This is a genomic window from Proteus sp. fly-1089, from assembly GCF_040138965.1.
Classification (GTDB): domain Bacteria; phylum Pseudomonadota; class Gammaproteobacteria; order Enterobacterales; family Enterobacteriaceae; genus Proteus; species Proteus vulgaris_B.
Window position 1 is genome coordinate 247,298 of the sequence record NZ_JBEETS010000006.1, and the last position, 12,650, is coordinate 259,947.

The 12,650-nt window shown below is 38.2% G+C and carries 10 protein-coding genes; 6 read left to right on the plus strand and 4 right to left on the minus strand.

Translation table 11 applies throughout. From position 1 onward, the window contains the following. Window positions 1-158 precede the first annotated feature (158 nt). From iclR to ABN080_RS14295, 3 genes are all read left to right on the plus strand, one after another. A complete protein-coding gene (gene iclR / locus ABN080_RS14285) occupies window positions 159-995 on the plus strand; it encodes a glyoxylate bypass operon transcriptional repressor IclR (RefSeq protein ID WP_072070943.1) in 837 nt (278 codons plus the stop codon). A gap of 305 nt (window positions 996-1,300) precedes the next feature. Continuing rightward, window positions 1,301-3,157 carry a phosphogluconate dehydratase gene (edd, locus tag ABN080_RS14290; RefSeq protein WP_196554575.1) on the plus strand — a complete coding sequence of 619 codons (1,857 nt, stop codon included), beginning with the start codon at window positions 1,301-1,303 and terminating at the stop codon, window positions 3,155-3,157. 78 nt (window positions 3,158-3,235) lie between these two features. Next, the gene (locus ABN080_RS14295; protein ID WP_349441350.1) at window positions 3,236-3,877 is read left to right on the plus strand and encodes a bifunctional 4-hydroxy-2-oxoglutarate aldolase/2-dehydro-3-deoxy-phosphogluconate aldolase; all 642 of its coding nucleotides are present in this window, start codon (window positions 3,236-3,238) and stop codon (window positions 3,875-3,877) included. A gap of 72 nt (window positions 3,878-3,949) precedes the next feature. On the opposite strand, the gene aceK is transcribed toward ABN080_RS14295, so the two are convergent. The 3 genes from aceK to aceB all read right to left on the minus strand — a co-directional run bounded on the left by aceK (window position 3,950) and on the right by aceB (window position 8,717). Next, entirely contained in the window at window positions 3,950-5,671 is a 1,722-nt protein-coding gene (gene aceK / locus ABN080_RS14300; RefSeq protein ID WP_349441344.1) for a bifunctional isocitrate dehydrogenase kinase/phosphatase, read from the minus strand. Between the two features lie 76 nt (window positions 5,672-5,747). Then, window positions 5,748-7,055, minus strand: coding sequence for an isocitrate lyase (gene aceA, locus ABN080_RS14305; protein WP_072065199.1), 1,308 nt, complete (start codon window positions 7,053-7,055; stop codon window positions 5,748-5,750). A gap of 69 nt (window positions 7,056-7,124) precedes the next feature. Beyond that, a complete protein-coding gene (gene aceB, locus ABN080_RS14310) occupies window positions 7,125-8,717 on the minus strand; it encodes a malate synthase A (protein ID WP_349441345.1) in 1,593 nt (530 codons plus the stop codon). A 340-nt stretch (window positions 8,718-9,057) separates the two neighbouring features. Here aceB and metA point away from each other — a divergent pair, with 340 nt between their 5' ends. Further along, on the plus strand, window positions 9,058-9,987 hold the full coding sequence (gene metA / locus ABN080_RS14315; RefSeq protein WP_072070953.1) for a homoserine O-acetyltransferase MetA: 930 nt from the start codon (window positions 9,058-9,060) through the stop codon (window positions 9,985-9,987). A 56-nt stretch (window positions 9,988-10,043) separates the two neighbouring features. On the opposite strand, the gene ABN080_RS14320 is transcribed toward metA, so the two are convergent. Continuing rightward, window positions 10,044-11,147: a glycerol dehydrogenase gene (locus ABN080_RS14320; protein WP_196554579.1), complete on the minus strand. Its 1,104-nt coding sequence runs from the start codon at window positions 11,145-11,147 to the stop codon at window positions 10,044-10,046. 252 nt (window positions 11,148-11,399) lie between these two features. Here ABN080_RS14320 and ABN080_RS14325 point away from each other — a divergent pair, with 252 nt between their 5' ends. Further along, complete coding sequence (locus tag ABN080_RS14325) at window positions 11,400-12,044, plus strand: epoxyqueuosine reductase QueH (protein ID WP_197269811.1); 645 nt, start codon at window positions 11,400-11,402, stop codon at window positions 12,042-12,044. Window positions 12,045-12,177: 133 nt separating this feature from the next. Beyond that, the coding region (gene idi, locus ABN080_RS14330; protein ID WP_349441346.1) for an isopentenyl-diphosphate Delta-isomerase at window positions 12,178-12,650 on the plus strand (473 nt) is incomplete at its 3' end.

Consider the following 12,650-nt stretch of genomic DNA (forward strand, 5'->3'; position numbering starts at 1 on the left):
AAGACGAAGATGAGAGATTTTCACTCAGTGATAAATGCTTTTAATAAATATTTCTTATCACACACTTTGTTTTGAAAAATGCAGTGATCGGAGGAGTTTTATTATGCGAGATAGTTCATAATAGATATTAATATGGATAGCATTTCTGGAGTGTATGCATGACAGTTTCCCCTACAAATAAAAAAGTGCGTAAGACGAAAACAACTGCCACTCAAAGTACCGCACAAGGAGGCCCTGTTCAGTCATTAAGTCGTGGACTAACATTATTGGAATATATTTCCGAATCTCCTGGTGGTATCGCCCTAACAGATCTCGCCTTTCAAGCTGGGTTGCCTAATTCCACAACACACCGCTTACTCACTACACTTCAGCAACATGGTTTTGTCCGTCAAGTTGGAGATTTAGGATTGTGGGTTGTTGGTACGCACGCTTTTATTGTTGGCAGTAGCTTTCTGCAAACTCGTAATCTTTTAGTAATGGTGCATCCTATTTTGCGTCAATTGATGGAAGATTCTGGTGAAACCGTCAATCTGGCGATCCTTGACCAAATTGAATTTGATGCGGTGATTGTCGATCAAGTGCAATGTAATGCACTAATGAGAATGTCGGCGCCTATTGGTGGTAAATTACCGATGCATGCATCAGGTGCCGGTAAAGCATTTCTTTCAACGTTACCAGAAAATAAATTGCTACCGCTACTTCAGAAAAAAGGCTTAATGGCCTATACACCTCACACCAAAACTCTCCCTTCTTCTTTAAAAGAAAATTTGGAGCAAGCCCGTAAACAAGGTTTTTCTTTCGATGACGAGGAGCATGCTTTAGGCTTACGCTGTATTGGTGCTTGTATTTATGATGAACACCACCAGCCTTTTGCTGCAATTTCACTTTCAGGCCCTGTTTCTAGAATGACTGATTCACGTATCACTGAATTAGGCGCTATGGTTATCAAGGCTGCAAAACAAATTAGCCGTGAATACGGTGGTGTAAAAAGCTGATCCTATCTTTCACCTTCCTCATTACCAATCAATGAGGAAGGAACTCCCTAATTAAACCGATTCAGCTTTTTAAAAAGACAGCGTTTCGGCTTTATATTCGTTAAATATTAAAAAACTGTTATTTATCACCTAAAAAAATTGATGTTGATCACAGATGTTGTTTAAGACGCATTAAGAGTATTGCAACTCTTCTTGTTACCCGTAACAATGTTACCGGTAACAAATACTATAGCTAAATTCAAATACTCTCTTTTCATAGCCAATAGTAACGCTCATCACCCTGTGTGAATAAAGGAAGCATCATTATGAACCCTAAAAACCATGATCCAATTCAGAACGACTTTGTTCCGCTTAACGAGACAGTAAAACAGGTAACAGAGCGCATTATTGCTCGCTCACAATTGACTCGTCGTGCTTATCTGAAAAAAATCGAAGCCGCAAAAAGCCAAACAGTACATCGCGCTCAATTGGCCTGCGGTAATTTAGCTCATGGTTTTGCGGCTTGTCAGGCTGACGATAAAAATCGCCTGAAAAATATGGTTCATAATGATATTGCCATTATCACTGCTTACAATGATATGTTGTCAGCTCATCAGCCATATGAAAATTATCCTCAAAAAATTAAAAAGGCATTGCATGCTGTTGGTGCCGTGGGGCAAGTTGCAGGAGGCGTTCCTGCTATGTGTGATGGTGTAACTCAAGGTCAAGATGGAATGGAATTATCACTCCTGAGTCGTGATGTGATTGCGATGTCAGCAGCTGTCGGTTTATCCCATAATATGTTTGATGGTGCACTCTATTTAGGGATCTGCGATAAAATTGTTCCTGGACTGACGATGGCGGCACTCTCTTTTGGTCATCTTCCTGCTATTTTTGTTCCAGCAGGTCCTATGACGAGTGGTTTACCAAATAAAGAAAAAGTGCGAATTCGCCAGCTTTATGCTGAAGGTAAAGTGGATCGTCATGCTTTGTTAGAAGCCGAAGCTGCGTCTTACCATAGCATTGGCACATGCACTTTTTACGGTACAGCGAACTCAAATCAGATGGTCATGGAAATGATGGGGTTACATTTACCCGGCGCTTCTTTTGTTCACCCAGATACACCATTGCGTGACGCATTGACTGATGCAGCTGCTAGCCAAATAGTACGTCTTACTGAAAACTCAGGTAATTACCTCCCTATCGGTCAATTAGTTGACGAGAAGGTAATTGTAAACGGCATTATTGCTCTATTAACAACCGGAGGATCAACCAATCTAACAATGCACTTAGTTGCAATGGCACGCGCGGCCGGCATTATCATTAATTGGGATGATTTCTCTGAACTTTCGCAAGTTGTACCACTTATTGCTCGTATTTATCCTAATGGCCCTGCCGATATCAACCAGTTTCAAGCAGCAGGTGGTATCGCACTAATTATTCGTGAACTACTGAAGAAAGGCTTAATTCACCGTGATGTCAATACTGTTGCAGGATTTGGCATTGAGCGTTATACCTTAGAACCTTGGCTAAATGAGGGTAAACTTGATTGGCGCGAGGGTACGGTAAGCTCTTTAGATAAAGACGTCATTGCTGATATCAATACACCATTTTCATCACATGGTGGTACACAAGTGATGCAAGGTAATTTAGGCAGAGCTGTAATGAAAACTTCTGCCGTACCTGATGAAAATAAAATTATTGAAGCCCCAGCTGTGGTGTTTAATAGCCAACATGATATTGCCGCTAAATTTGAAGCTGGTGAGCTAAATAAAGATTGTGTTGTGGTTGTGCGTTATCAAGGGCCACAAGCCAACGGTATGCCAGAATTACATAAATTAATGCCACCATTAGGGGTACTAATGGATAAAGGCTACAAAGTAGCATTAGTTACTGATGGCCGACTTTCAGGCGCATCTGGTAAAGTACCCGCTGCAATTCACGTCACTCCTGAAGCCATTAATGGTGGTTTATTATCCAAAGTGCACGATGGTGATATCATTCGTGTTAATGGTAAAACAGGTGAGTTAACACTCCTTGTTGATGAACAAACACTCAATGCTCGCCAAGATAAGATGCCTGATTTAAGTACGAACAATATAGGCTGTGGCCGTGAACTGTTTGTGAATTTGCGTCGTCATTTATCCGGAGCTGAACAAGGTGCTTGTTGTATCGATTTTTAATACCAACAAGTTTTAATGCCTAACGAGGAGCAGATTTAATTCATTTGCTCACCATTTTCTAATTAGGAAATACAAATGATGAATCATTGGAATATAAGTGCAGAGTCTGTACTAAAATCAGGGCCAGTTGTTCCTGTTATTGTTATTAATCATATTGATGAAGCTGTACCTGTTGCCAAAGCATTAGTTGCAGGTGGCGTAAAAGTTTTAGAAGTCACATTACGTACTGATTGCGCTATTGAAGCTATTCGCCGTATTGCGAAAGAAGTCCCAGAAGCCATTGTAGGTGCAGGGACCGTGATTAATCCGCAACAGTTAGCACAAGTTACTGAAGCAGGCGCTCAATTTGCTATTAGCCCAGGGTTAACAGAAGCGCTACTCAAAGTAGCAGTAGCTGGAACGATCCCTTTAATTCCGGGTATTTCAACAGTTTCTGAGCTAATGCTCGGTATGAGTTATGGCTTAAATGAATTTAAGTTTTTCCCTGCTGAAGCCAACGGGGGTGTTAAGGCATTAAAAGCGATTGCAGGACCATTCTCGAAAGTTCGCTTCTGTCCAACCGGAGGCATATCACCAGATAATTACCGTAATTACCTAGCGCTAGAAAGCGTACTTTGTATTGGTGGCTCTTGGTTAGTCCCTAATGATGCGGTTAAAGCTGGTGATTTTCAGCGTATTACTGAATTAGCTAGAGAAGCTGTTGCTGGTGCTCAGTGCTAATTTTTGCAATAAAATATAGTTAGCCCAATAAAGATAGGTATCCCCTTTATGCCTATCTTTGTTTTAACCTTTTTATCCTGACGGATCACGATAAGCAAATCGCTTAGTTTGAGAATAAGCGTAAACATCTTCAATATACCCTTCTTTAATTCTTTGCTGTTGTTGTTGCCAATATTCTGGTGATAAAAGATCATGATGTTGAGCCTCAAAATAATGACAAACTTGCTTATCGCTGCATAAGAAATAACGAAATTCTTCGGGAAAAACATCATTAAGCGCAATGCTATACCAAGGCTCACTGGCTAATTCGTCTTCAGGATAGCGGGCCGGAGGGATCGCCCGAAAATTCATATCTGTCATATAACTAATTTCATCATAATCATAAAAAATAACACGATGATGGCGAGTCACTCCAAAGTTTTTAAATAACATGTCACCCGGAAAAATGTTTGCAGCGATGAGCTCTTTTAATGCTTGTCCGTAGTCTTCGACGACAGCCTTGAGTTGATTATCATTACATTGCGCCATATAGATATTAAGAGGTGTCATTCTGCGTTCCATATAAAGATGGCGGATCAGTAGTTTATCGCCTAGATCTTCCAATTTATTTGGGATCTCCTGTTCAAAGACAGCCATTAGCTCAGGGCTAATTCTTTTTTTATCGACCACAAAATTCTCAAATTCTTGAGTATCTGCCATTCGTCCAACACGATCGTGCTCTTTAACTAATTGATAGCACTCTTTTACGCGCTCAGAGGTGATCGTTTTTTGTGGCGCAAATTTATCTTTGATCACTTTAAAAACGCGATCATACGTCGGTAATGTAAATACCAACATCACCATACCTTTTACTCCAGGTGCTTCGATAAATTGCTCCGATGAAAAATTCATAAAAGCAAGGTATTCGCGGTAGTATTCTGTTTTACCGTGCTTTTGACAGCCAATAGACATATAAAGCTCAGCGATAGATTTCCCCGGTAATATATCTCTTAACCATGCAACTAATGCCGCAGGAAATGGCGCATAAACCATAAAATAAGAACGGGCAAAACCAAAGACAATGCTGGCCTCATCTGCGGTTATCAAACAAGTATCAATCAATAATTGTTGTTCAATATTATGAATAGGTAATAGAAACGGAATATATTGATTATCAATAACAATTTTACCTATTAGCCAAGCAGCTTTATTGCGATAAAAGAGTTCATTTGCAATATGAAATTCCGCATTACGTAACTGCAAAGCAGAAAACTGGGCGTTTAGCACATTACAGATTGAGTTAATATCTCGTTGCTTATTTTGCCATGGCAACCGTAAAGGTAAGCGCGATAAGATATCTTGCAATAATGTCGGTAAATCACTTTGAATAACAAACTGCTTTGATAATGGTCGAGGTGCTTGTGTAAAGCGATAAGCAGGTTGTGATGAAAAAACAAAAAGATTTTTTTTATTCAATTCACGATGGTGAAACAGACGACAATAGACAGAATTAAAAAAGCTTTCTGCAATCTCAAATCGAGGGTAATTGGGGAGTAATAATGTATATTTTTCTTTTACTTTTTGTAAAAAAAGGCTTTCTTTATCAATGTCGTGACGAATACATCTAAGTTGTTCAACCACTAATCCAACATGATTATCATATAAACGGATGCGCTCTTTCATCGCCAGTTGAGTACTATGCCAATCTGCTTGTTCAAAACGATATTGAGCTCCTGACGTTATCTCAAGAAAACGACCATATTGAGCATCAAAACCCTGTAAAATTGTTTGAGCAATCAAATCTTCTGGCGTCATTCACAACCTCACGAAAAAGAGGAGCATCCTGCTCCTGAATTATCACCACAAAAATAGATAATAATATTTTTAAACTTTAGAATTGCTGCTCTTCTGTTGAGCCTGTTAGTGCCGTTACAGAAGACATACCACCTTGAATAATCGTCGTGACTTTATCAAAATATCCTGTTCCCACTTCTTGTTGATGTGATGAGAAGGTATAGCCCTGATTAAGTGCAGCAAATTCTTTTTCTTGTACTTTTTCAACGTAATGCTTCATACCTTCGCCTTTAGCGTAGTCATGTGCCAAATCAAACATGTTGAACCACATGCTATGAATACCCGCTAAAGTAATAAACTGGAATTTATATCCCATTGCAGAAAGCTCATCTTGGAAATGCGCAATCGTGCGATCATCAAGATTCTTTTTCCAGTTAAAGGAAGGAGAACAGTTATAAGCCAACATTTTCCCTGGATATTTATCGTGAATAGCTTCAGCAAACTTAGCCGCCATTTTCAGATCAGGGAGAGATGTTTCACACCACACCAAATCGGCATAAGGCGCATAAGCAAGGCCACGGCTAATGGCTTGATCAATACCCGCATGGGTACAGAAGAAACCTTCAGGTGTACGTTCTCCTGTTAAGAACGAACTATCATAAGGATCGCAATCTGAAGTTAAGAGATCCGCGGCATCGGCATCTGTTCTTGCAACTAACAAAGTTGGTACATCAGATACATCAGCGGCTAAACGTGCCGCAACCAGTTTTTGTACAGCTTCTTGAGTTGGAACAAGCACTTTCCCACCCATATGACCGCATTTTTTCACTGCTGCTAACTGATCTTCAAAGTGAACCCCCGCAGCCCCAGCTTCAATCATAGCCTTCATTAATTCAAAGGCATTTAATACGCCACCAAAACCAGCTTCCGCATCAGCCACAATAGGAAGGAAAAAATCAATATAGTCTTTATGTTGAGGACCAATACCGTTAGACCACTGAATTTGATCTGCTCGTCTAAAGGTATTATTAATACGTTGAACAACATTAGGTACCGAATCAACCGGATATAAAGACTGATCAGGATACATGCTTGCCGCAGTGTTAGCATCAGCAGCGACTTGCCAGCCTGAAAGATAAACCGCTTCTAACCCGGCTTTTGCCTGTTGCAAAGCTTGCCCACCGGTTAAAGCCCCTAATGCATTCACATAACCTTTTTTCGATTTTCCATTTAATGATGACCAAAGCCTTTGAGCGCCGCGTCGTGCTAAGGTATGTTCTGGGTTAACCGAACCTCTTAATTTAATAACATCTTCAGCGCTATAAGGACGAGTAATCCCTTTCCAGCGAGGTTGTTCCCACTCTTTCTCTAATTGGGCGATTTGCTCTGATCTACTAATAGTCATAAAAACAGCTCCTATAAATACGGTAGTGATGATGTTTGCAGTTTATAAATACGTTTTGACGTATCTTTTTTAATTTAAAAGTTGATAACCCGGTAAAGTCAGAAAATCGACTAATTCATCTTGGGTTGTAATGTTATCCATCAAAGAAGCGGCTTCTTTAAAACGCCCTTCTTCAAAACGAGTATCACCGACTTCTTGGCGTATCACCTCAAGCTCCTCTTTCAACATTTTACGAAAGAGAACTTTAGTCACAATTTGTCCATCAGACAGCGTTTTTTGGTGGCGTATCCATTGCCAAATAGAAGTACGTGATATTTCTGCCGTTGCCGCATCTTCCATTAATCCATAGATAGGTACGCAACCATTACCAGAAATCCACGCTTCGATATATTGCACAGCAACACGGATATTAGCTCTCATGCCTTCTTCAGTTCTTTCGCCCGTACAAGGTGCTAATAACATTTCTGCCGTTATTTTTTCATTACGTTGTACATCGAGTTGATTTGAACGAGATCCCAATACCGCATCAAAAGCAGCTAATACGGTTTCAGCAAGCCCAGGATGGGCAATCCAAGTACCATCGTGGCCATTTGTTGCTTCAAGCTCTTTATCATCGAATACTTTTTTCAAAATGACGCCGTTTTGTTCCGGATCTCGACTTGGAATAAATGCTGACATTCCACCCATCGCAAAAGCGCCACGCTTATGGCAAGTTTGAACAAGCAGACGAGAATAAGCACTCAAGAAAGGCTGAGTCATCGTGATCCCTTGTCTATCTGGTAATACACGATCAGGATAATTTTTTAATGTCTTGATATAGCTAAAAATATAATCCCAACGGCCACAGTTAAGCCCAACAATATGCTCTTTCATGTGGAAAAGAATTTCTTCCATTTGGAAAACAGCGGGTAAGGTTTCAATTAATACCGTGGCTTTAATAGTTCCTGTTGCTAAACCAAAGCGCTTTTCAGTGAAATGAAAAACATCACTCCACCATTTCGCCTCTTGCCATGTTTGCAATTTAGGAATGTAGAAATATGGCCCACTTCCTTTTTCTAACAGCGCTTTGTGGTTATGATAAAAATACAATGCAAAATCAAATAACCCCCCAGAAATAGGTTTCCCCTGCCATAACACATGTTTTTCAGGAAGATGTAATCCTCTAACTCTGGCAATCAATACTGCCGGTGACGCTTTAAGTTGATAGCATTTACCCTGCTCATTGGTATAAGAAATAGTACCTTTAACGGCATCGCGTAAATTGATTTGCCCATCAATCACTTTGTCCCATGTAGGAGCCAAGGAATCTTCAAAGTCCGCCATAAAGACTTTTACATTGGCATTTAATGCATTGATAACCATTTTGCGATCAACAGGTCCTGTTATTTCAACACGACGGTCTTGAAGATCTTTAGGTATTGGATTGACTTTCCATTCCGATTTTATAATGGAATCTGATTCCGAAATAAAATCAGGAAGCTCGCCATTATCAACTCTGTGTTTCCAGCTATCCCTTTCAGCTAATAAAGTATGGCGTCTATCTGAAAAGTGACTTACCAAATCAGTTAAAAATGATTTAACATATTGATTTATTATCTCTTTTTCCTGTTCACCAAAAGATTGCGTAAAATTTAATTCTTCTGTTATTAACGATTGTGACATTCTGCATTCCCCTAAAATCGTTTACACACCTGATTAAGATTAATGCAGTTTTCACAAAAATCAAAAATGAATTCCATTTTTATTTAAATATTTTTTAACAATGTGATTACAATAATGTTTTTTTATTGTACAAAAATGAAAGTTTCAAAAATAACTCGAGGGATCTAGAAGAGATCGCTAACGAAAGGAAAAAAAGAATGTCCATACTTGATGATTTTACCTATATAGCTTTTTCTTATATGAATATTCTTCATACACAACATGAAGACCTCGACATTCAAAAAGTTATTAGCTAAATTTAGGCTTCTAGATGTCTAGATGTTTTTTAGAGGTTATTGAAATGCCAATTAGAGTACCCGATGAGCTACCCGCAGTCAGTTGTTTACAAAAAGAGAATGTCTTCGTCATGACATCCAGTAGAGCAAGTATTCAAGATATTCGCCCTTTAAAAGTGCTTATCCTTAATTTAATGCCAAAGAAAATAGAAACAGAAAACCAATTTCTGCGGTTGCTTTCTAATAGCCCTCTGCAAATTGATATTCAATTATTACGTATTGATTCTCGTATCCCTAAAAATACGCCTGTAGAGCATCTCGATACTTTCTATTGCGATTTTGACCAAATTAAAGAACAAAACTTTGATGGTCTTATTGTTACAGGGGCACCATTAGGATTAGTCGAATTTGAAGATGTGGCTTATTGGGGTGAAATAAAGGAAATTATTACATGGGCTAAAGAGCATGTCACTTCAACGCTTTTTATTTGCTGGGCAGCTCAAGCTGGGTTAAATATTTTATATGGATTACCAAAATATACGCTAGAACAAAAAATTTCAGGAGTATATCGTCATAGCACTTGCTCGCCTCTTTCATTATTAACTCGCGGATTTGACGAGACTTTTTTTGCACCTCATTCTCGTTATGCTGGGTTTCCTATCGATTTTATTCAACATAATACTGATTTAGAGATCCTTGCGACTTCAGAAGAAGCAGGCGCTTATTTGTTTGCATCAAAAGATAAAAGAGTCGTCTTTGCAACTGGGCATCCAGAATACGATCCCAATACACTAGCAGATGAATATCATCGCGATGTTAAAGCAGGGCTAGATCCTCAATTACCAGAAAATTATTTTCCTAATAATGATCCAAGTAAAAAACCTATTGCTTCTTGGCGTAGTCATGGCCATTTATTGTTTGCAAACTGGTTGAATTACTATGTTTATCAGATAACACCGTTCGATCTTGCTCATATGAATCCAACCTTAGATTAAAGAAAAACCCCAAAATCAATTTGGGGTTTTAAGATAATCATTTACCAAGCTAAGAATTATTTATAGCGATGAGCCAATGCGTTAGCAGCGATCATTGCATTATAAACATCGTCTTCCGTGACTTTCATTGGCATATTACCCATGGTATCACCTTCAGCACAGGCAATTTTCGCCACGGTACGCCATTCGCTTTCAATGAATTCTTTCATACCCATATCTTCAAGTGTCAGTGGTAATTCTGCCGCTTTAATAATACGGATCACTTCATCAATTTCTTCTTGTGGTGCATTTTCTAATACTAATTGTGTTAGTAAACCAAAGACAACTTTTTCACCATGTTGAACGCGATGTAAAGACTCAACTGCAGACATACCATTGTTGACCGCATGAGCAGCAGCTAACCCGCCAGCTTCGGCACCAACACCACTAAGATAAATTGTTGCTTCAATAGTTTGTTCTAATGCAGGTGTAGTAATTTTATGACGGATAGCATCCATTGCTTTATCAATGTTTTCACTTAACATTTCAAAACATAATTGTGCTAAACCAAGACCTGTACGTGATGGGCGTTGATTGACTAAGTTTAAACCGTCTGCTTGATAGCAAGCACGTGCTTCAAAGTAAGTTGCTAGAGCATCACCAACACCCGCTGAGAAAAAACGTTGTGGAGCAGAGGCAATAATCGCCGTGTCTGCAATAACAACATCCGGGTTTTGTGGTAAAAATAAATATTTATCAAATTCACCATTTTCTTTGTATAACACAGAAAGTGCAGTACAAGGTGCGTCAGTAGAGGCTATTGTAGGGAATAAAATAACAGGAATATGTTGATAGTAAGCAACCGCTTTAGACACGTCTAATGTCTTTCCGCCCCCAATACCAATAATAACATTAGCTTTATTCTTAACCGCAATTTGGCCAAGGCGATTAACTTCAGCTTCAGTACATTCGTAATTAAATTTTTCAACAATCGCTTCAATTTTACTTTCTTTTAGAGAAGGAAGTGCTTCTTTAGTTACTTTTTCTAAGAAAAATTCATCACTAATAATAAAAGCATTATCACCAAAATCTTTAACGTATTTACCAACAGAAGCAAGAAGTTGGCTACCAATAAAGAATTTTTTTGGGGAGGTTACAGAACGAGGTAATATAGACGACATAACTAAATTCCTTTATTTTAGATTTTGCTATAAACAATAGCAGAATTAGTATTTCATCTTACCTCTCATCAGAATATGAATCTAGTAAACTCTCTGATAGATATTACCTTATATATTGATCTTTCCTTATTTAAAGTCATATAAAACAAATGGTTATTTTTAAATAATTTCGAAATAGCAGATTAATTACGTATTTATATCTATAATATAAGTATTGTTTTATAACTAAAATAACGCAGTTTAGGATCATCAATGACACTTATACGAGAAAAACTGACATTACCTGCAAATGCCAATAAACTCTTATTACACTCTTGTTGTGCCCCTTGTTCTGGTGAAGTCATGGAAGCATTACAAGCTTCAGGCATTGAATATACAATCTTTTTTTACAACCCCAATATTCATCCTCAAAAAGAGTATTTAATTCGTAAAGAGGAAAATATCCGTTTTGCTAAGAAACATAATATTCCTTTTATCGATGCCGATTATGATACTGACAATTGGTTTGAAAGAGCTAAAGGAATGGAAAAAGAACCTGAACGTGGTATCCGATGCACAATGTGTTTTGATATGCGTTTTGAAAGAACAGCTCTTTATGCCGCTGAAAATGGTTTTTCTGTTATTTCAAGTTCACTTGGGATCTCTCGGTGGAAAGATATGAAACAGATAAATAGTTGTGGGGAAAGAGCAGTAGCACCTTATCCAAATATGGTTTATTGGGATTATAATTGGCGTAAAAAAGGTGGCTCAGCCAGAATGATAGAAATAAGTAAGAGAGAACAGTTCTACCAACAAGAATATTGTGGATGTATTTATTCGTTAAGAGATACAAATAAATATCGTAAATCGCAAGGTCGAGAACTTATTAAGATTGGTGTTCAATATTATACTGCTTAGATCTTTTTTCCTTTTATTCTAGGCATTACAAACGTGATGCCATAAAAAGGACAACACAGTAAATCGTTATTTGATATACAGACATGTTATATTCACGCTATAACAACATATTATTTTATTAAGGTGATTTCTTGTGGAAGACGCTGTTATTCTCGTAGATAAAAATGATAATGAGCTGGGAACGATGCCAAAGCTTGAAGCTCATATTGTAGGCGCCTTACATAGAGCCTTTTCAATATTTATTTTTAATTCAAAGCAGCAATTACTTATTCAACAACGTGCAATATCTAAATATCACTCAGGTGGTTTATGGGCAAACACTTGCTGTAGTCATCCGCTTCCAAACGAATTAGTTTCAAATGCTATTCATCGTCGTTTAGATGAAGAATTAGGCATGAAATGTGATATGCAATCTATTGGAACTATTCTGTATAACGAGAAAGTGACAGATGATCTGATAGAACATGAATTTGATCATCTATTTCTTGGGTTTAGTGATGAATTACCACTGATTAATCCAGATGAAGTGATGAATTATCGCTGGATCTCTCTCGATTCTCTTTATCAAGATATTGAAGAGAACGCACAAAATTACAGTGTTTGGTT